The organism is Dactylosporangium thailandense (genome assembly GCF_059739745.1).
On sequence record NZ_AP029195.1, the window covers coordinates 6587411 to 6605620 of the forward strand.

The 18210-nt window shown below is 72.5% G+C and carries 22 protein-coding genes; 13 read left to right on the forward strand and 9 right to left on the reverse strand.

The window, feature by feature from the left end; all coding sequences use genetic code 11:
* Positions 1–298: 298 nt before the first annotated feature.
* Complete coding sequence (locus AC6JBM_RS28955) at positions 299–865, forward strand: hypothetical protein (protein WP_497977206.1); 567 nt, start codon at positions 299–301, stop codon at positions 863–865.
* Between the two features lie 597 nt (positions 866–1462).
* Here the strand turns inward: AC6JBM_RS28955 and AC6JBM_RS28960 are convergent.
* A complete protein-coding gene (locus tag AC6JBM_RS28960) occupies positions 1463–1663 on the reverse strand; it encodes a hypothetical protein (protein WP_350625638.1) in 201 nt (66 codons plus the stop codon).
* A gap of 98 nt (positions 1664–1761) precedes the next feature.
* Between AC6JBM_RS28960 and AC6JBM_RS28965 the strand changes: the two genes are divergently transcribed.
* On the forward strand, positions 1762–2214 hold the full coding sequence (locus AC6JBM_RS28965) for a MarR family winged helix-turn-helix transcriptional regulator (protein ID WP_497977207.1): 453 nt from the start codon (positions 1762–1764) through the stop codon (positions 2212–2214).
* Here AC6JBM_RS28965 and AC6JBM_RS28970 read toward each other — a convergent pair.
* Complete coding sequence (locus AC6JBM_RS28970) at positions 2195–2992, reverse strand: FAD-dependent oxidoreductase (protein WP_497977208.1); 798 nt, start codon at positions 2990–2992, stop codon at positions 2195–2197. The two genes, AC6JBM_RS28965 and AC6JBM_RS28970, sit on opposite strands and share 20 nt — an antisense overlap.
* Here AC6JBM_RS28970 and AC6JBM_RS28975 point away from each other — a divergent pair.
* The 4 genes from AC6JBM_RS28975 (at position 2991) to AC6JBM_RS28990 (ending at position 7929) form a co-directional block, all read left to right on the forward strand.
* Entirely contained in the window at positions 2991–3380 is a 390-nt protein-coding gene (locus AC6JBM_RS28975; RefSeq protein WP_497977209.1) for a MarR family transcriptional regulator, read from the forward strand. The two genes, AC6JBM_RS28970 and AC6JBM_RS28975, sit on opposite strands and share 2 nt — an antisense overlap.
* Positions 3381–3701: 321 nt before the next feature.
* Entirely contained in the window at positions 3702–4766 is a 1065-nt protein-coding gene (locus AC6JBM_RS28980) for a serine hydrolase domain-containing protein (RefSeq protein WP_497977210.1), read from the forward strand.
* A gap of 57 nt (positions 4767–4823) precedes the next feature.
* The gene (locus AC6JBM_RS28985; protein ID WP_497977211.1) at positions 4824–6665 is read left to right on the forward strand and encodes a transglycosylase domain-containing protein; all 1842 of its coding nucleotides are present in this window, start codon (positions 4824–4826) and stop codon (positions 6663–6665) included.
* Positions 6666–6729: 64 nt separating this feature from the next.
* Positions 6730–7929, forward strand: a complete 1200-nt coding sequence (locus tag AC6JBM_RS28990; protein WP_497977212.1) for an amidohydrolase family protein — start codon at positions 6730–6732, stop codon at positions 7927–7929.
* A gap of 27 nt (positions 7930–7956) precedes the next feature.
* Here AC6JBM_RS28990 and AC6JBM_RS28995 read toward each other — a convergent pair whose 3' ends face one another.
* Positions 7957–8295: a DUF1330 domain-containing protein gene (locus AC6JBM_RS28995; RefSeq protein WP_497977213.1), complete on the reverse strand. Its 339-nt coding sequence runs from the start codon at positions 8293–8295 to the stop codon at positions 7957–7959.
* 49 nt (positions 8296–8344) lie between these two features.
* Positions 8345–8905, reverse strand: coding sequence for a TetR/AcrR family transcriptional regulator (locus tag AC6JBM_RS29000; RefSeq protein ID WP_497977214.1), 561 nt, complete (start codon positions 8903–8905; stop codon positions 8345–8347).
* Between the two features lie 92 nt (positions 8906–8997).
* Between AC6JBM_RS29000 and AC6JBM_RS29005 the strand changes: the two genes are divergently transcribed.
* The 3 genes from AC6JBM_RS29005 to AC6JBM_RS29015 are packed head-to-tail and all read left to right on the forward strand — an operon-like array spanning position 8998 to position 11411.
* Positions 8998–9687, forward strand: coding sequence for an SDR family oxidoreductase (locus AC6JBM_RS29005; protein WP_350625654.1), 690 nt, complete (start codon positions 8998–9000; stop codon positions 9685–9687).
* Between the two features lie 7 nt (positions 9688–9694).
* Positions 9695–10669: a glutathione S-transferase family protein gene (locus tag AC6JBM_RS29010; protein ID WP_497977215.1), complete on the forward strand. Its 975-nt coding sequence runs from the start codon at positions 9695–9697 to the stop codon at positions 10667–10669.
* 10 nt (positions 10670–10679) lie between these two features.
* Positions 10680–11411: a glucose 1-dehydrogenase gene (locus AC6JBM_RS29015; protein WP_497977216.1), complete on the forward strand. Its 732-nt coding sequence runs from the start codon at positions 10680–10682 to the stop codon at positions 11409–11411.
* Positions 11412–11447: 36 nt separating this feature from the next.
* Here AC6JBM_RS29015 and AC6JBM_RS29020 read toward each other — a convergent pair whose 3' ends face one another.
* The 3 genes from AC6JBM_RS29020 to AC6JBM_RS29030 form a co-directional block, all read right to left on the reverse strand.
* Positions 11448–12686 (reverse strand): L,D-transpeptidase, encoded by a 1239-nt coding sequence (locus AC6JBM_RS29020; RefSeq protein WP_497977217.1) that lies wholly within the window; start codon positions 12684–12686, stop codon positions 11448–11450.
* A gap of 131 nt (positions 12687–12817) precedes the next feature.
* A complete protein-coding gene (locus AC6JBM_RS29025) occupies positions 12818–13195 on the reverse strand; it encodes a DUF427 domain-containing protein (RefSeq protein WP_497977218.1) in 378 nt (125 codons plus the stop codon).
* A 10-nt stretch (positions 13196–13205) separates the two neighbouring features.
* Positions 13206–13739, reverse strand: a complete 534-nt coding sequence (locus AC6JBM_RS29030) for a TetR/AcrR family transcriptional regulator (protein WP_497977219.1) — start codon at positions 13737–13739, stop codon at positions 13206–13208.
* A gap of 100 nt (positions 13740–13839) precedes the next feature.
* On the opposite strand from AC6JBM_RS29030, the gene AC6JBM_RS29035 reads away from it, so the two are divergent.
* The gene (locus AC6JBM_RS29035; protein WP_497977220.1) at positions 13840–15057 is read left to right on the forward strand and encodes an MFS transporter; all 1218 of its coding nucleotides are present in this window, start codon (positions 13840–13842) and stop codon (positions 15055–15057) included.
* A gap of 73 nt (positions 15058–15130) precedes the next feature.
* Complete coding sequence (locus AC6JBM_RS29040) at positions 15131–15313, forward strand: hypothetical protein (protein ID WP_497977221.1); 183 nt, start codon at positions 15131–15133, stop codon at positions 15311–15313.
* Between the two features lie 111 nt (positions 15314–15424).
* Here AC6JBM_RS29040 and AC6JBM_RS29045 read toward each other — a convergent pair whose 3' ends face one another.
* Positions 15425–16198, reverse strand: coding sequence for an alpha/beta fold hydrolase (locus AC6JBM_RS29045; RefSeq protein WP_497977222.1), 774 nt, complete (start codon positions 16196–16198; stop codon positions 15425–15427).
* A gap of 57 nt (positions 16199–16255) precedes the next feature.
* On the opposite strand from AC6JBM_RS29045, the gene AC6JBM_RS29050 reads away from it, so the two are divergent.
* A complete protein-coding gene (locus AC6JBM_RS29050; RefSeq protein WP_497977223.1) occupies positions 16256–16678 on the forward strand; it encodes a MarR family winged helix-turn-helix transcriptional regulator in 423 nt (140 codons plus the stop codon).
* A gap of 614 nt (positions 16679–17292) precedes the next feature.
* Positions 17293–17895, forward strand: coding sequence for a P-loop nucleotide/nucleoside kinase family protein (locus AC6JBM_RS29055; RefSeq protein WP_497977224.1), 603 nt, complete (start codon positions 17293–17295; stop codon positions 17893–17895).
* 3 nt (positions 17896–17898) lie between these two features.
* Here AC6JBM_RS29055 and AC6JBM_RS29060 read toward each other — a convergent pair whose 3' ends face one another.
* Positions 17899–18192, reverse strand: a complete 294-nt coding sequence (locus AC6JBM_RS29060) for a hypothetical protein (protein ID WP_497977225.1) — start codon at positions 18190–18192, stop codon at positions 17899–17901.
* Between the last annotated feature and the right edge of the window lie 18 nt (positions 18193–18210).

The following is an 18210-nucleotide window of genomic DNA, read 5'->3' on the forward strand; positions in this document are numbered from 1 at the left end:
ATGCCATCCGCCGCCGTTGAACCTGGGGCGCGCCTTCGGGACGCGGGCGCGAGGAAGCGGGATCGTGCGCCGTTTGAACTTGAGCGCACCTTCGGGAGACGGGCGCGAGGAGGCGGGATTCGTGCGCCATTGAACTTGGGGCGCGCCTTCGAGGCGCGGGCGCGAGGAAGCGGGATTCGTGGTCGTCGTCCTGGATGCGAGGAGGTGAGGTGAACGAGGCGGGCACACGCAGGGTGATTCGCGAAGCATCGGCAGGGGCCGTGACTTGGCTGGCGCTGGACTACTACGGTCTACGGGCATGAGCTCACCTGACGACGCCAGTGTCGGTTCGGCCGACGTCGCGCCGCCGCTGCCGGGGCCTACGCCTGCCGGGTTCGGCAGCAGGGTCGTCGCGCTCGTCGGGGCGATCGGGGCGCTGCTCGCGCTGGCGTTGCCGTGGGCTCGCGAGGACAACACGGTCAGCGTGGAGACGAACTTCGGGACCGCCACCCTGCTGCAGCCGGGCGGCGATCAGTGGAGCGGGTGGGCGCTGCACGGGGCCAGCCGGCTCGACGGGCATCGGCCGGTCACGGTGGCGATGGCGATGCTGCTCATCACGGCCACGTTCGTGCTCGTGGGGGCGGCGTGGACGACGTTCGAGCGGCCTCGGGCGATCTGGGTCGCGCCGACGATGGCCGGCGTGGCGGTGACGACGCTCATCGTCAGCGTGCCGGGGCTCGACGGAGTCGCGGGGAAGTTCGGGGCCGGGCACGTCACGACGGTGGAGTTCGGGTTGGCGGTGTGGCGTACGGCGCTGGCGATCGTGGCCGTTGGAGCGATTCGGCTGGCGTTGCTGCAGGAGGCCAGTCGGCGAAGGTTGCGCTGATCCGGGGCGGCACAGGACTGCGGGCATGAGGCCGACGCGGGCAGCAACGGACGGCGCAACGCGGCGCCATGACAGCGACGGCAACGCGGTGGCGACAGCACGGACGTGCGCAGCGCGACGACCGGCGACGGCGCCCAGCGACGGGCGACGGGCGACGGCGCACAGCGACGGGCGACGGGCGACGGACCGCAGCGACGGGCGACGGGCGACGGGCGACGGGCGACGGGCGACGGGCGACGGGCGACGGGCGACGATAGCCACAGCGCCGCGAGGGTGACGCGACCGCGACCGTGATAGACGCTGAGGCAGAGACAGACTGGCAGCAACACGTCGGCGGCGGTCGCGGCACGAACAGCCGCAACACGACGGCGGCGACGGCACGATGGCGGCGCCAGCAAAGACGGGGAAGACCGGCGGAGGACCCCCGTCCGACACGCCACGGTGACCCGCCGGGTGCGTAATCAGCAGTGCGGGGACGGCCGAGCCGGTCACGTCGGACGCCCATGTGGAGGAGGACCCCCGTCCGACAGCACGCCGGGTGCGCGATCAGCGGCGCGGTGGGTGGGCCGGCCGCGTGGAAACGGGAGCGGCCGCCCGCTACGCGGCTGAGTCCTCCGCCTCCCGGCGTTGGGCTGCTGCTCGCCGCTGGTTCTCGCGCATCCGCTTGTACTGGTCCCTCGCCTGGGGGCTCCAGCCCTGGATGGCGCCCTCCACCGTCGCGGGGCCGAAAATCCGGAAGAAGAAGGTGCCCACGCGGTCCTTCTTCTCGGCGGGGTCGCGGCGCTTCAAGCCAAACACGTCGGGCGCTCCCTTGGTATGCCAATGGTTGGGGTACCAATTATTGGTGTGCCGCTAGTATGACAGCCGCCGGGGTTGTGCGGGAAGGGTCGGGACACGTGACTGAGGACGCAAGGGTGGGCGATCCGCTCGCGCTGGAGCATCAGGTCTGCTTCGCGCTGGCGGTCGCCTCGCGGAATGTGATTGCGCTCTACCGGCCGTTGCTGGAGCCGATGGGGCTGACGCACCCGCAGTACCTGGTGATGCTCGCGCTGTGGCAGCGCTCGCCGCTGTCCGTCAAGGAGCTCAGCCGGTTGTTGCAGCTCGACCCGGGCACGCTGTCGCCGCTGCTCAAGCGGCTCGAAAGCGGGGGGCTCATCCACCGGCGGCGGGCCGAGCACGACGAGCGGGTGCTCGAGGTCACGCTCACCGCGACCGGGCGGGCGCTGCGGGCCGAGGCCCAGAAGATCCCGCCGGCCATCATCAAGCAGCTCGGCATGCCGATCGACGAGCTCATGCAGCTGCACGCGGCGCTCACCCGGGTCATCGCGATCACGTCAGCGAGCGACTAGGGCAAACCAACCGGCGCGGGCAACAAGCCGGAGCCGAGCAACAAGCCGGAGACCACGTCACGACTCGGTGCCTCGGACCTCGTACAGGCCGGCCTCGAAACGGCGCGGTACCCGATCCGTCGCCCGCAGGAACGTGCGCTGCGCGGCCAGGGCCCACGGGGCCCAGCACCGGGCGGCGGACCAGCTGGTCGCCGCCGGTCTGCCGCTTCGAGGCCTCGACGGCCTTGAAGCCGTACTCGATCATGTCGCGCTCGTAGTCGCGCAGGGCGTCGATCGCGGGGCGGCCGCTCGTCAGGGCCAGCACCAGGTTGTGCGCGTCGCGCAGGGCGGTGTTCGCGCCCACACCCTGGCCCGGCGTCATGTGGATCGCGTCCCCCAGCAGGGTCACGTTGTCCGTGGGCCACGGGTCCACGCGCACCGAGGTGCGAATGTTGATCGGGAAGCACGTCGACGCATCGGTCAGGGCGAAGAGCCGGTGCAGGCGCGCGTCCCAGCGCGGCGTCATCGACGTGACCAGACGGACCAGGTCGGTGCCGGAGCGCCGCATGACATCGGCCGGGTACTTGTCCGTCGAGGCCCAGAACCCCCAGTTCAGGTAGTCCCGCGTGTTGTCGAACAGCAGCCCGGGCCACGCGGCGAGCAACTCCCGGTCGCTGCTGCCGATCCCCGCCTTCGGGCGCCCGTCCGGCGTCCACGGGAACTCCATCCAGTGCAGGATGCACGCCATCCCGCGCGGCGCCAGCACCATGCCGATGCCCGGGAACAGTCCCTCCGGCATGAGCAAAGTGCTTTCCGGCGTCATCGGTACCTTTCCAGCCACCGCGACGATCCCCGCGTCCTCGAGCCGCGCGTGCGGCAACCGCTGCCGCCGCACCGGGGAGTTCACCGCGGCCGGGATGACGACCGGCGGGGTGACCACGGCGATCGATCGGCTGGAGCGCGCCGGGTACGTGACCCGCGAGCGCGATGCGGACGACCGCCGGCGGGTGACGGTGCGGCCGACCCCGCTCGCGCAGCGGTCGGTCCAGGAGATCTACGGGCCGGTCGTGGAGCAGGGCACCGCGTTCCTGCGGCACTTCGACGACACCGTGCTGGCGGGCATGATCGAGATCCTCGAGTTCTCCACGAGGCAGCACAATTCGCACTTATCGCCGGACGGGGTATAAGTCCGAAATGTCGGGCTAGCGAAGCGCCCGACATTTCGGCGCCCGGCGAGGGGCGATCCGCGGATCAGCGAGCCGCAGCCGGGCCGGGAACGGGCAAGCGAAGCGCCCGACATTTCCGACCCCGGCAAGGGGGCGATCCGCGGATCAGCGAGCCGCAGCCGGGCCGGGAACGGGCAGCCGAACCCAGGAGACCGGCGCCGAGGCAACCCGGATCTGTCCACCAGGCCCGGGCCGACTCACCGAGGTCACGTCGGCCTCGGGCGGTGCGGGCAGCCGAATCATCGGTGCGCGAGGGGCCGGGGCACGGTACCGTCCGCGTCCGTGGATGAACTGGTCAGCGGTACCGTCGCCGAGGGCTTCGAGCCCGTCGCCGAAGCCTTCCGGCAGCTGCTCGAGTCCGGCGCCGAGACGGGCGCCTCCGTCGCCGCCTACGCCCACGGCGAGCTCGTCGTCGACGTGTGGGGCGGCTGGGCCGACGCCGCCCGCACGCGCCCCTGGCGGGCCGACACCCTGACCACGGTGTTCTCGGCCGGCAAGCCGGTCGCGGCCCTCGCCGTGCTCGCCCGGGTCGCCGACGGGCGGATCGGGCTGGACGAGCCGGTGGCGCGGTACTGGCCGGCGTTCGGGCACGAGCGCGGCACCGTGCGGCACGCCCTCGCCCACCAGCTCGGGCTGCCCGCCGTCGCCGAGCCGCTGACCGCGGACGAGGGCCTGGACTGGGACCGCTGCACCGCGGCGATCTTCGCCTCGCCGCTGGAGTGGGAGCCGGGCACGGCGGTGGGCGAGCACGCGCTGACGTACGGCAACATCCTCGGCGCGATCCTGCGCGGCGCGACCGGCGAGACGGTCGGCGAGGTGGTCCGCGGCCTCGGCCATGACGTGCACTTCGGGGTGCCGGCGGCCGACCGGGCCCGCTGCGCCGAGGTGGAGTTCGGCGACCCGGGCTGGCCGGAGGCGTCGGTGCACGGCCACGGCGACCTGTGGGCCCGCGCCCTCGGCAACCCCGCGGGGCTGCTCGACACCGCGGTGCTCAACGGCGACGCCTGGCGCGGCGGCGAGCTGCCGGCCGTGAACCTGCACGCGACCGCCCGCGGGCTGGCCGGGCTCTACCAGGCCCTCCCCCGGCTGCTGCCCGCCGAGGTGCTGGCCGAGATGCTCGCGCCGCAGGCCGAGGGCGCCGACCGGCTGCTGGAGGAGGACGCGATCTGGACGCTGGGCCTGCGCCGCGACGAGGACTGGATCGGCATGGGCGGCATCGGCGGCTCCTCGGGCGGCGGGCGCCTCGCCGACCCGGACGGCTATCGGATGGCGTACGTGACGCGGCACCTGGCCGGGCACGACCGCGGCAACGCGATGTACGACGCCGTCGAGGGCTGTCTGTCCTGAAACCAGTCCCGGAACGACCGCGTACGATGCGTCCGTCCATGGGGAGGACTGACGCAGATGAATAGAAGACGGGTGCTCGCCGGGGCCGCGATCGTCGTGGTGCTGCTCGGCGGGGCCGCCGCGGCCGCCGGGATCTACACCGGCAGTGTCAGCGTGCCGCCGTTGCCGGAGCCGGGCGGGTCGACGGAGATTCTCTACTCCGACGGCACGCTCATGGCCCGCACCGGCAAGGACGACCAGGTGCTGATCGACACCGCGCGGTTGCCGGGGTACGTCGCCGACGCCGTCATCGCCGCCCAGGACCCGGGATTCCGGGACGGGCACTGGTTCGGCCGGCCGACGGACCTCAGCGTGCAGTACACCCGGAAGGTTCTCGACGATCCCCGGATCGGCACGGCACGGCTCCTGGCGGTCGCGAGCCGGCTCGAGCGGCAGCACGGCCGCGACGTCATCCTCGACCGCTACCTCAACACGATGTACTTCGGCCGGCTCGCCTACGGCGTCGAGGCGGCCGCGCAGGCCTACTACGACAAGCCGGCCGCGACCCTCTCGCCCGGCGAGGCCGTCGTGCTCGCCGCGCAGCTGGACTCGCCCGGCGACGGCGCCTACGACCCGACCGTGCACGCCGGCGCGGCCCGCAAGCGGTTCGAGGAGATCCGCGGGCGCATGAGCGGCGGCGGGGCCGGGGTCGTCTTCCCCGAGGGCACCACCCGCACCGCCGAGGACGCGGCCAAGCGGCACAAGGCGCTGCGCCCGGACGGCAGCGACGGCCTCGTCGAGCGGCGCGTGCTCGACGAGTTCGCGACGCTCGGGCTCAACGCCGCCGGCGCCCGCATCTCCACCACCATCGACCGCCGGCTGCAAGGGTCGCTGCTCGGCGCCGTCGGCGCGGCGATGAGCGGCCAGCCCGCAACACTGGCGGCCGGCGCGGTCGCGGTCCAGCCGCTCACCGGGCGCATCCTGGCCTACTACGGCAACGACCGCGCGGCCGCGATCGACTACGCCGGCGCGCACCCGCCGGGCAACGTCTTCGCGCCGATCACGGTGGCCGCGGCGCTCAAGGCCGGAATTTCGCTGCAGTCGCGGTGGCAGGCGCCGGCGGAGATGGACTTCCCGGCCTCGGGCCGCACGGCCAAGGGCGGCAACCCGGTGCGCGACGTGCACCGGTGCCCGGGCGGCAAGGCGTCGTGCACGCTGCTGGAGGCCGAGCGCGACGGGCTGCGGGTGCCCCTGTTCGGGGTGACCGAGAAGGTCGGGCCGGGCAAGGTCCTCGACATGGCCCGGGCGCTCGGGGCGGGCACCATGTGGGCGACCGTGGACGGCAAGGCCGAGGCGGTCCGGCTCGACGGGCCCGGCGACGGACTGTCGCCCAAGTACTTCAACACCGAGCTGGGCTACGGGAAGTACCCGATGACGCTGACCGACCAGGCGAACGTCATGGCGACGCTCGCCGGTGACGGGCAGCGGGCCAGGGCGCACCTCATCGCCGCGGTGACCAGCGGCAGCAAGACCATCTACCGGGCCACCGAGCTCGCCGAAGCGGGCGTGGACGAGGCGATCGCGCGCAACGTGGCGTGGTCCCTCGCCCAGCAGCCGGCCGGGCGGCTCGCCGACGGGCGGCAGACGGCGCTCGCGGTCGGCGACTGGCCGCTCGGCGGCGACTTCGGCAAGACCGCGCACGCCACCGCGGCCGGCTTCGCGCCGCAGGTCGCGGTCGCGGTGTGGGTCGGGAACAAGGCCGAGGAGCGGCCGCTGGCCGACAAGTCCGGGGCGCCCGTCACCGGCGCGACTCTGCCCGCGGCGGTCTACCGCCAGTTCATGGGCGCCGCGCTGGGCACGGCCCGCACCGACATCCAGCAGCCCGCGCTCCTCGGGGACCCGAAGGCGGGGAACGCCTGACCCGCGTCTTGCTTTCCGAAAAGCTTTTGAGTTAGCTTTTTCAAAAGCTTTCCAGGAGGTACACGTGGATCTGCTCATTCGCGGCGGGCGCCTGCTGTCCGGGGCGCCCGCCGACGTGCTCGTCACCGGCGGGGCCATCGCCGCCGTCGGCGCCGCGGCGAACAACCCGGCCGGAGAGGCTGCCGAGGTCATCGACGCCGAGGGCCTGGTCGTGGCGCCCGGGTTCGTCGACGGGCACCGGCACGTGTGGCAGGCGCCGCTGCGGGGTGCCGCGGCCGACATGACGCTGCCGGACTACTTCGAGGCGGTGCTGGGCCGGGCCCTGGCCGTCTTCGAGCCCGAGGACGCGCACCTGGCCACGCTGCTCGGCGCCGCCGAGGCCCTGGACGCCGGGATCACCACCGTCTTCGACTGGTGCAACGTGCCGCACGTGGACGCGGTGCTCGACGCCTACGCGAGCGCGGGCATCCGGGCCGTGGTCGCGGGCGCCGACCCGGCGGACGCGGCCCGGCTCGCCGGCCGCACGGGGACGGTGACCGGGGCGCTGGCGCTGCTCGGGACGCAGTACGGGCGCTGGGACGACGCCGTCGCCGAGCTGCGGCTCGCCCGCGAGCACGGCCTGCTCGCGTCCATGCACCTCGGCGGCGGCCCCGGCGGCCCGATCGCGCGCATGGACGAGGCCGGCCTGCTCGGCCCGCACCTGCAGCTCGTGCACGTCAACGCGATGACCGCCGACGACGCCGCGCGGCTCGCCGGCTCCGGCACGGGCGTGACGGTCACCCCCGTGGTGGAGGCGACGATGGGCCACGGGGCCTCCCCCTACACCCGGTTCGCGGCCGCCGGCGGCCGGTGCGGCCTCGGCACCGACGTCGTGGTGAACGCCCCGCCGGACCTGTTCGAGCCGATGCGGGAGACGCTGCGCCGGCACCGGGCCGAGTCCGGCACGATGGCCCCGGCCGGCTCGGTCCTGGCCGCGGCGACCGCCGACTCCGCGGCCGCGATCGGCCTCGGCGCCGTCACCGGCGCCCTTACCCCCGGGATGCGCGCCGACCTCGTGCTGCTCTCGGGCCTGGCCCACCTGCCCGGCGCCGCGGTCGCGGGCGCGGTGGTGACGGCGCTCGGGCCGGCCGACGTGCACACGGTGCTCGTCGACGGCCGCGTGGTGAAGCGGGACGGCCGGCTGACCGCCCTGGACCTGCCGAAGCTGCGCGCCCAGGCGGTCGAGCTGGGCCGCCGGGCGTGCGGCCAGCGGGCAAGCGGCTAGGAGGCTGGCTCGCTAGCGGGCTGGCGGCTAGCGGGCGGCGCGGATCGCGGCGGCCATCTTCGCCGGGTCGTGGCCGGCGCGCACGCCCTCGAAGAGGATCGCCGACCCGGCGATGTGGTCGGTGCGCAGGTGCCGGATCGCCTGGTAGGCCGGGGAGTCGTACCAGGAGCGGGCCGCGTCCAGGCTCGGGAACTCGATGATGACCACGGTGCCGGGCCACTCGCCCTCGCGGACCTCGACCGGGGGGCCGTGCACGAGGAACCGGCCGCCGAAGGGGTCGAGGGTGCCCTGGATGCGCTCGAGGTATTCCAGCACGTCGTCGTGGCTGCTTTGGCTGTGCAGATGGGCCAGCGCGTATCCGTTCATGCCTTCGATCATGACCGGACGGGGATCGCCGTGTCGATGACCCGCGAGGTCATACGGCCGCGTCGAGCAGATGCCCGGCCGCGCGCAGGGCCAGGCCGCCCAGGGGCTCGGCGCGCATGACGGCCCGCACCGAGGCGCCGTCGAAGAGCATCGTGAGCTGCGCGGCCAGGAACTGCGGGTCGCTCGCGCCGAGGGCGGTGGCGTGCTGCTGGAAGTACGACTCCAGGCGTTGCTTGAAGGAGAGCGCGACGAGGGCCGCCGCGTGCGCCGGGTCGTGCAGCTCCACGGCCGTGTTCACGAACGGGCAGCCGTGGAAGGACCCGGTGCCGGACCGCTCCTCCAGCCGGGCGAAGACGTGCAGGATGCGCTCGCGCGGCGGCATGTCCGCGGCCGGATCGGGGAAGTACCCCGCGACCGTCGCCGGCCCGTATTCGCGCAGGCTCTCGGCGATCACCTCGTCCTTGGTGGCGAACAGCTGGTACATCGACCGTTTCGACACGCCCGCGGCCTTGCACAGCCGCTCGACGCCGACCGTGGCCGCGCCCTCGGCGTAGAAGAGCTCGGCCGCGGCCCGCAGCAGCCGCTCACGGGGGGAGGCGATGGAGGTCACACCGAACAGTCTACCCAATCGGAAACCGATCGTTCTACCGTAGGGGCACACCGGAAACCGATCGGTTTCCACGACTGCGAAGAGGTGTCGCGATGCGCAACGAGGTCGTGCTGGTCACGGGCGGCAACCGGGGGCTGGGGCGGGCATTCGTGGAGGAGGCCCTGGCCCGGGGCGCGCGCAAGGTCTACGCGGCGGCCCGCGACCCGAGGTCGGTGAGCATCCCCGGCGCCGTGCCGCTGGCCCTCGACGTCACGGATCCGGATTCGGTACGGCGCGCCGCGGCCGAGGCCCCCGACGTGACCGTGCTCATCAACAACGCCGGCATCACGACCCGCGCCAGCATGCTGCACGGCGACCTCGACGACATCCGCCGCGAGTTCGAGACGAACTTCTACGGCACGATCAACGTGACCCGCGCGTTCGCCCCGGTGCTCGCGGCCAACGGCGGCGGCCACGTGCTCGACGTGCACTCGGTGCTGAGCTGGATCTCCCAGGGCACCTCGTACAGCGCCAGCAAGGCCGCCGTCTGGCAGGCGACCAACGCGTTCCGCCTCGAGCTGGCGCCGCAGGGCACGACGGTGACGGGGCTGCACGTGGGGTACATCGACACCGAGATGACCGCGGGCGTCGACGCGCCCAAGGTCACCGCCCAGGACGTCGCGCGGCAGGCGCTCGACGGCGTCGCGGCGGGCGACTTCGAGGTGCTCGCCGACGAGGTCACCCGCACCGTCAAGCGGGGCCTGTCCGCGGACCCGGCGGCGCTCTACCCGCAGCTGGTCTAATGGGACGGTGAACGCATACCGGGCGGACGGGGAGTTCAAGCGCGACTCGCGGTACATCGCCGACCGCATCACCGCCGACGGGCGGGACGGCTGGCCGGTCGAGCCGGGGCGCTACCGCCTCGTCGTGAGCCGCGCGTGCCCGTGGGCCAGCCGGGCCATCATCGTGCGCCGGCTGCTGGGGCTCGAGGACGTGCTGTCCATGGGCGTGTGCGGACCCACGCACGACGCCCGCAGCTGGACGTTCGACCTCGACCCCGGCGGCCGCGACCCGGTGCTGGGCATCGAGCGGATCCAGGAGGCGTACTTCGCCCGCTACCCAGGCTACGAGCGCGGCATCACCGTGCCCGCGATCGTGGACATCCCCTCCGGCCAGGTCGTCACCAACGACTACGCGCCGCTGACGCTGGACCTGTCGACCGAGTGGCGGGCGTACCACCGCGAGGGCGCGCCCGACCTCTACCCCGAGCCGCTGCGCGACGAGCTCGACGAGGTCATGGAGGTCGTCTTCAAGGACGTCAACAACGGGGTGTACCGCGCGGGCTTCGCCGGTTCCCAGGAGGCCTACGAGTCCGCGTACGAGCGCCTGTTCGCGCGCCTCGACTGGCTCTCGGAGCGGCTGCGGCGGCAGCGGTACCTCGTCGGCGACACGATCACCGAGGCCGACGTGCGCCTGTTCACCACCCTGGTCCGGTTCGACCCGGTCTACCACGGCCACTTCAAGTGCAACCGGCAGAAGCTCAGCGAGCTGCCGGTGCTGTGGGCGTACGCGCGGGACCTGTTCCAGACCCCCGGCTTCGGCGACACGGTGAACTTCGAGCACATCAAGCGCCACTACTATGAGGTCCACCGCGACATCAACCCGAGCGGCGTCGTGCCGCTGGGCCCCGACCTGAGCGGCTGGCAGGAGCCGCACGGCCGCGAGTCCCTCGGCGGGCGCCCATTCGGCGCCGGAACGCCACCCACGGCCCCCGCGGACCGGTAGCTTCGGCGGCATGGAGCACGTAACGGTCGTCACCGGCGGCGGGCGGGGCATCGGCGCGGCGACCTGCCTGCGGCTGGCCCGCGACGGGCACCGCGTCGCGATCGGCTTCCGCAGCAACGCCCACGCCGCCGAGCGGGTCGCCGACGCCGTGCGGGCCGCGGGCGCCGAGGCCGTCGCGGTGCGCGCCGACACCTCGTCCGAGGACGACGTCGTGGCGCTGTTCGACACCGCCGCCCAGCGCCTCGGCCCGATCACGGGCCTGGTCAACAACGCCGGCATCGCCTCGACCCTGGGCCGGCTGGCCGACCTCGACACCGCCGAGCTGCGCCGCGTCATGGACGTCAACGTCATCGGCGCGTTCCTGTGCGCCCGCCAGGCCGCCCGGGTCATGACCCGGGGCGGCGCGATCGTGAACGTCTCCTCGACGGCGGCGACCCTGGGCAGCCCCGGCAACTACGTGCACTACGCGGCGAGCAAGGCCGCGGTCGACGCGCTGACCCTCGGCCTGGCCAAGGAGCTCGCGGCCGACGGCATCCGCGTCAACGGCGTGGCTCCCGGCTTCGTGCACACCGAGATCCACGAGCAGACCGGCGACCCGGACCGCGCCGCGAACGTGGTCTCGCGCATCCCGGTCGGGCGCCTCGGCACCCCGGAGGAGATCGCCGAGGCCATCGCGTGGCTGCTCAGCCCGGCCGCCTCCTATGCGACGGGCACGACGCTGCGGGTCGCCGGCGGCCTGTGACGGGACCGGGTCGCCACCGGGTCCGTCAGCACCGGGTCACCACTGGCTCCAGGCCACGTTCCAGTCGCCGACGCCGTCGGTCAGCGGCAGGTTCTTGGGCGTGTTGCGCACCTCGACGACGTCGCCCGTGTCGAAGGTGTCGTAGAACCACTGCGCGTTGGCCGGCGCCACGTTCACGCACCCGTGCGAGGTGTTCGCCTTGCCCTGCGAGGGGATGTTCCAGTCCGCCGAGTGCACGTACTCACCCGAGAGCGAGATCCGGCACGCGAGCTTGATCTGCTCCTCGTAGTAGTTCGGGTTCTTCTTGTCCGTGATGCCGTAGCTGGCGGAGCTCATCGTGACGACCGGCTCCTTCGTCATCAGCACGTGCACGCCGGAGCGGGTGAAGAAGTCGATGGTCTCGCCCTTGGAGCCGGTGGTCGTGCCGCCCTTGCCCATGCTGATCGGGATCTTCTTGACCATCTGCCCGTCGACGTAGCACTCCATCTGGTGCGTGTTGGAGTCCGCGATCGCGATGCGCGCCGGCCCGATGGAGAAGTTGGCGCTGGCGTTGCCGCCGCCGTAGGTGCCGTTGCCGAGGTCGACGCCGAGCAGGTTGACGCTGACCTTGACCGTGGTGCCCTTCGCCCAGTACTTCTCCGGCCGCCAGTGCGCGCTCTGGTTGGTGACCCAGTGCCACTTGCCCTCGACCTGCGGCGAGGTGGTGACCTTCATCGCCTGCTCGGCGGCGTCCTGGTTCTTGACGGCCTTGTTGAAGAAGACGATGACCGGCTGCCCGACGCCGTAGGTGCCGCCGTTCTTCAGCGCGGCCATCGGGTTGGCCTGGAACGTGATGTTCGCGACGGCCTTGGGCTGCAGCGTGGTGAAGCTCGCGGTCTGGCTGACGTCCTTGCCGTCCGCGCCGGCGCCGGCGGCGGTGACCGTGTAGGTCTGCCCGTAGGCGAGGGAGCCGCTCGACGTCCAGCTCTTCTTGTCCTCGGACAGCTTGCCGTCGAGGCTCTTGTTCCCGGCCGCGACGGTGACCGTGCTCAGCGTGCCGTTGTCGATGGCGACGGTCACCTGGCTCGTCGGCGACACGTCCTTGGTGTCGGCCGCGGGCGTGATGGTGAGCGTCGCGGGGGCTCCCCCGCCGCCTCCGCCGCCGGCGTCCGTGCCGGGTGAGGCGCCGCCACCGGTCCAGGCGGCCTTGCCCTTGTTCCCGTCATTGCACGCGGCGAGCGCGGCGGCCGCGGCCACTCCCGCGCCCGCGGCCAGCATCTTGCGACGACTCCACATGTTTTGTGCCCTCCCCGTTCGCGAACGGTACTCACCGGGAGCCGCGCTGCAAAACCCCCGAATGGTATTGCCCGCAATGTCCGGGCGCGTTCCCGAGGGTTAGACGTACACGGAGGGCCGCCGCGTTTACGTCAGGATCCCGACACGACCGTGACCTCGAGACGGTCCGTGTAGAAGGCCACACGCTTCGCGATCGGCGCGACGGCCTCGTAGGGCGTCTCGTAGCTCCAGACCGCGTTCTCCACGGTGCCGTCGGGCGTGACGACCGAGTAGTAGGAGGCGTCGCCCTTGTACGGGCAGTAGGTGCTGTGCTCCGAGCGCTGCAGGAACTGCTGGTCGACGTCGTCGAGCGGCACGTAGTAGGCCACGGGGTAGGTGGACTCCTGCAGGGCCAGGGCGTTGGTGGTGTCGGCGACGACGTGCTCGCCGGAGCGGACGACGACCCGCACGTCCGAGGGCGTGACGGTGATCGGGTGGTCGGGGCCGGGGATCAGGTGTGGGCGACTCATGCCACCCACGCTAGGCCGGGAGGGCCTTGTCGACCAGGCGGACCGGCAGATCATCGTCCAGCGTCCACGGGAGGTAGATCGCGCGGTACACGATGGGCGCGATGATCCCGTCGATGATCTCGTCGGCGTCCAGCGCCGCGGGCTCGCCCATGATGACGAGGGCCTCGGCGCGGCGGTTGCGCAGGCACTCGGTCTCCTGCTCGCCGGCGGACGCGCTGCCCCCGCGCAGGAGGGCGGCGTTGATCGGCTTGCGGTAGTGCTCGACGACCTCGCGGGCCCAGGCGATGAGGTCGGCGCGCAGGTCGCCGGAGTGCGGGAGCTCCCGGTCGGGGTCCAGGCGATAGGTCGCGATGTCGTTGAGCAGCGCGGCGGCGTCGCCCCAGCGGCGGTACACGCTCGTCGGGTTGACCCCGGCGCGCTCGGCCACGAGGGGAATCGTCACCTTCTCGGCGCCGCGCTCGCGGACGAGCTCCTCGACGGCGTAGCGGATCGAGGCCAGCACGGCGGCGCTGCGCCCACCGGTGCGGCGCACGGGAGCGGACACGGTGTGACCCTCCTTACTAATGCAATGTTCTTTGCTTTAACGGGGTCCCTCGGGCGTACCTTCAGCGTAACGCAAAGACCTTTGCTTTAGGAGTCGCGCGATGTCTACCGCAACACTCGCCCGCCCGGCCGTCACGCCCGCCCGGCGCACCCTTCCGCCGGCCGTGGCCTTCACCGGCGCCGCCCTGGCCTTCGCGTCCCTGTACCTCGCCGCCGGCGCCCCGACCCCGCTGCTCGTGCTGTTCGAGCGCGAGTGGGGCTTCGCCCCGTGGGTGCTCACGGTCGCCTTCGCGGCCTACGCGTTCGGCCTGCTCGCCTCGCTCGTCGTGGTCGGCTCCCTGTCCGACCACGTCGGCCGCCGCCCGGTGCTCGTCGCCGCCCTGGCCGTCGAGCTCGCGGCGATGCTCATGTTCGTCTTCGCCCCGAACATCGGCTGGGTGATCGCCGCCCGCGTCGTGCAGGGCGTCGCGACCGGCGCGGCCAGCAGCGCGTTCACCGCGGCCCTGGTCGAGCTGGCGCCCGAGCGGCACAAGCGGCTCGGGGGCATCCTCGGCGCCGTCGCCCCCGCGGGCGGGCTGGGCATCGGCGCGCTGCTCACCGGCGCCGCCGTGCAGTTCACGCACCAGGCGAACCTCATCGTGTTCACCAGCCTCACCGTCATCATGGCCGTGGGCACCCTGACCGCGGTGCTGTCCGCCGAGACCGTCAGCCGCCGCCCGGGCGCCCTGGCCGCGCTGAGGCCGCGGGTCTCGGTGCCGCGGGCCGCCCGCCCCGACTTCCTGGCCGCCGCCCCGGCCCATCTGGCCTCCTGGATGCTCGCGGGCCTGTTCATGGGCCTGTCCCCGAGCATCCTGCGCGACGTGTTCCACCACTCCAGCGGCCTGCTCAACGGCGTCACCGCGTTCATCCCGCCGGCCACCGCCGCCACGGCCGCGTACGTGCTCAGCCGCCACCCGGCCCGCCGCGTCGTGCGCACCGGCACCGTCGCCGTGCTGGCCGGCACCGCGATCGTGCTCGCCGGCATCGCGACCGGCACGCTGCCCCTGCTGTGGGTCGGCGGCCTGATCGGCGGCGCGGGCTTCGGCGCCACGTTCTCCGGCGCGCTGCGGACGGTCGGCCCCCTCGCCGAGGCCCACCAGCGCGCGGCGCTCTTCGCGGCCGTGTTCCTGGTGGCGTACCTCAGCTTCGGCGTCCCCGCGATCGTCGCCGGCCAGCTGGTGGCGCCCCTGGGCCTGCTCACCACCGTGCTGCTCTACGGCGGCGCGATCATCCTGGCCGCCCTCGTGGCCCTCGCGGCGCAACTGCGGCTCGAGCGTTGAAAACCCTCACGAGCACTGGTCCCCCGGCCGATGGCAGGGGACCAGTGCTCATTCACGTCACGGAGGACAGCGCATGCGCATCGGCGACGCGATCACGTTCAGCATGCCCGCCGCGGGCACCCCGGTCGACCCGGCGACCCGCCAGGCCCAGGTCAACGCCCAGGCCGACACCCTGAGCCAGCTCATGGGCACCAAGCACAACGTGCGGGTCGCGGCCAACGTGACCGACGGCAAGGGCGTCGACCTGTACATGTGACGGGACCGGATTCAGCTACGCGTGACGGGATTGGGCTCAGCCGCGCGTCGCGGTGTCGGGCTCAGCCGCGCGTCGCCGGGCCGGGCTCAACCGCGCGTTTCGGAGTCGGCCTCAGCTCGGGCCGAGCAGCTCGCGCAGTCGTCGCGCGAAGGCCTTCGGCCGGAACACGTGGGCGCTGTGGCCGCCGTCGAACTCGGCGGGCTCGCGACCGAGGAGCCGCGCCAGGGCCTCCGCCGGGGCCGCGTGCGGGCGGCCGCGGCTGCTGCGGCCCACCGCCGGGATGACCGTGGGCGGGGCGGGGTCGAGGAGTGGGTCGAGGTACAACCGGAAACGCCTCGCCGCCGGGGCGTCGTAGGTCAGGAAGAACGCGAGGTTGGCCGCCCGTCGCGGGCCCGGCCCCGGCAGCTCGGCGTCCGGCTCACGGTCGGCCGGGTCGACGCCGGTCATCGCGAGGAAGTGCCGCATCGCCCCGGCCGCGCCCTCGGCCCGGAACGCGTCCTCGACCGCCCGCTGCCGCGCCACGAACGGCTCCGGCTCGTCGAGCACCTGCGTGAGCGGCGGCTCGAAGGCCACGAGCGTGCGCACCAGCCCCGGGTATCTGGCCGCGAGGTCGAGCCCGATCAGCGCGCCGATGCTGATCCCGAGCACGTCGACGGGGCCCTTCGCCCGCGTGGCCAGCAGGAACGCCAGGTCGTCCGTGTGCGACTCGATCGTCACCGGATCGTCGCCGGCCGGGCTGCGGGACAGGCCCCGGCGGTCGTACGTCAGGACCCTCATGTCACCGGCCAGCTCCTCGACGAGCGCGGGACACCCGTCGGCATCCCCGTCCCCGGGCTGAACGATCACGAGCAGCCGCTCCCCGCGGCCGCGCATCTGGGTGTGCATGCCGCCGACGGTAAAGCATCATTTCTGATGCATCAAGCCTGTTGTATTCTGGCGATCGTGAACGGACTCGAGCTCCTGGTCCTGGGCCGCACCCTGATGAAGCTGGGCAGCACGGCGATGCCGACCCTGGGTTCCCCGGACGCGGAGATGCCGGCCAGCGTGCGCTCGGTCCTGGTCGACGTGACCCAGCACCCGGACAGCTCGATCGGCGAGATCGCGGCGCGGACGGGCTTCCCGCAGAGCCACGTGTCGGCGTCGATCGCGCGGCTGCAGGAGCACGGCTCGGTGGTGACGTCACCGGACCCGCGCGACCGCCGGCGCACCCTCGTGCGGCCCAACCCGTCCGCGAAGCAGTTCCTGATCGTGAGCGGCGACCCGGCGGACGACGCCATCCTGCAGGCCCTGGACGACCCGCGGGCCCTGCCGGAGGTCCAGGCCGCCCTGCGGACCCTCTACTCCCATCTGGTCCGGCTCCCCTAGACCGCTGCTCACGCCGGCGCGGACAGCGCGCGCAGCGGAGCATGCCACGCACGCGGCAGCGGGGGCAGGCCGCACGCCTGTGGGACACGCGGGCAGCGAGCGGCGAGGCACGCCACGCGCGGGCAGCGCGTGCAACGCCGGCAGCGTGGCAGCGCACGCCACGCGGGCAGCACGGGCCACGCACGCCACACGGGGAGCGGGCAGTGCAAGCCAAGCCACGCGGGCAGCGCGAGCACGCCGCGCGCGCCGAATGGGCAGCGCAGGCACGCCGGGCACGTCGGGCACATCGGGCACGCCGAACGGGCAGCGCGAGCACGCCGCGCACGCCGAACGAGCAGCGTGTTTTGTAAGAACCTGTTCTGGCCCCACCGGGCGAACTTCTTTCGGGACCACCGCTTGATCGAGTAGAACTCCTTTTGGCTCCACTTGGGCGGTGATCGAAGGTGGCGATGGGTCGCGGCCGGGAGGCCGCAATTCCAACTTGTTTGGCCCCACTCGCCTTGGTGGGGTGTCGCTCGGACGTGGGACGAGAACTTGAGGTGGACCGATGCTTTGACAGGCCGATGGCCGATTATGCGGTTGCTCGTGGGCGAGTGTCGTGCACCATGTAGCAGGTGAGTGAGACGTTGAAAGATTTGCGTGCAGCCAATGGCCCCACTCTGTTCTTGATGGTGGGTCTTCCCGGGTCAGGGAAGACCTTTCGAGCGCGGGAGCTGGCGGAGGAGCGTGGGGCCCTGCGGCTCACTCCCGACGAATGGGCGCTCTCCATCTTCGGCCAGGAAGACCGTCACCAGGAGCCAGGTGGCATGCGATGGCTGCTGGAGGGACGACTCATCGCATTGGCCATCGACGCCCTGCGCCTGCGGCTCAGCGTCGTTCTCGACTTCGGACTATGGTCGCGCGACGAGCGCTCCGCACTGCGCTGGATGGCCGCTTCGGTGGGAGCGTCATGCGAGATCGTGTACCTGCCTGTCGAACGCGATGTGCAATGGAACCGGATTCAGAACCGCTGGAAACACACGCCGGAGCAGACATTTCCTATGGCCGAGGCGGAGCTCGACCCCTGGAGAGAGCAATTCCAGATTCCTGACGCAGACGAGCTCTCCGGTTCGTTTCTGCCATCCCCGCCGCCGGGACATGAGAGCTGGTTTGACTGGGCAAAGCAATTCTGGCCCTCTCTCGCCCAGGGCTTGAACGGGCAACTCATCGAGAGATGACTGTCAACTGATATCGTCGCGGGAGCGGTCGGCGAGAGCGTGCAGCAACTCGGCGGCTTCACTGAGCTGCCCGAGCAGGACGGCGGCTTCGGTGAGCGAGTCCGTGACGCTTTTTCCCACGCGGGCAGCGCGAGCACGCCGCGCACGTCGAACGGGCAGCGCCGGCAGCACAGGCAGCACGGGAAGCGGCAGCGCAAGCCACGCGGGCAGCGCGAGCACGCCGCGCACGTCGAACGGGCAGCGCCGGCAGCGCGGGCAGCGCGGCAGCACAGGCAGCGCGCATCGAACGATTCGCATTTTCGCCAGTGACGGCTC

Excerpts from the sequence above, each read along its gene's own strand:
- AC6JBM_RS28955 (WP_497977206.1), top strand. The coding sequence starts at position 299 with ATGAGCTCACCTGACGACGCCAGTGTCGGTTCGGCCGACGTCGCGCCG.
- AC6JBM_RS28975 (WP_497977209.1), top strand. The coding sequence starts at position 2,991 with ATGAGCAAAGTGCTTTCCGGCGTCATCGGTACCTTTCCAGCCACCGCG.
- AC6JBM_RS28970 (WP_497977208.1), bottom strand. The coding sequence starts at position 2,992 with ATGCCGGAGGGACTGTTCCCGGGCATCGGCATGGTGCTGGCGCCGCGC.
- AC6JBM_RS28985 (WP_497977211.1), top strand. The coding sequence starts at position 4,824 with ATGAATAGAAGACGGGTGCTCGCCGGGGCCGCGATCGTCGTGGTGCTG.
- AC6JBM_RS28995 (WP_497977213.1), bottom strand. The coding sequence starts at position 8,295 with ATGAACGGATACGCGCTGGCCCATCTGCACAGCCAAAGCAGCCACGAC.
- AC6JBM_RS29005 (WP_350625654.1), top strand. The coding sequence starts at position 8,998 with ATGCGCAACGAGGTCGTGCTGGTCACGGGCGGCAACCGGGGGCTGGGG.
- AC6JBM_RS29015 (WP_497977216.1), top strand. The coding sequence starts at position 10,680 with ATGGAGCACGTAACGGTCGTCACCGGCGGCGGGCGGGGCATCGGCGCG.
- AC6JBM_RS29020 (WP_497977217.1), bottom strand. The coding sequence starts at position 12,686 with ATGTGGAGTCGTCGCAAGATGCTGGCCGCGGGCGCGGGAGTGGCCGCG.
- AC6JBM_RS29025 (WP_497977218.1), bottom strand. The coding sequence starts at position 13,195 with ATGAGTCGCCCACACCTGATCCCCGGCCCCGACCACCCGATCACCGTC.
- AC6JBM_RS29035 (WP_497977220.1), top strand. The coding sequence starts at position 13,840 with ATGTCTACCGCAACACTCGCCCGCCCGGCCGTCACGCCCGCCCGGCGC.
- AC6JBM_RS29040 (WP_497977221.1), top strand. The coding sequence starts at position 15,131 with ATGCGCATCGGCGACGCGATCACGTTCAGCATGCCCGCCGCGGGCACC.
- AC6JBM_RS29045 (WP_497977222.1), bottom strand. The coding sequence starts at position 16,198 with ATGCACACCCAGATGCGCGGCCGCGGGGAGCGGCTGCTCGTGATCGTT.
- AC6JBM_RS29060 (WP_497977225.1), bottom strand. The coding sequence starts at position 18,192 with ATGCGAATCGTTCGATGCGCGCTGCCTGTGCTGCCGCGCTGCCCGCGC.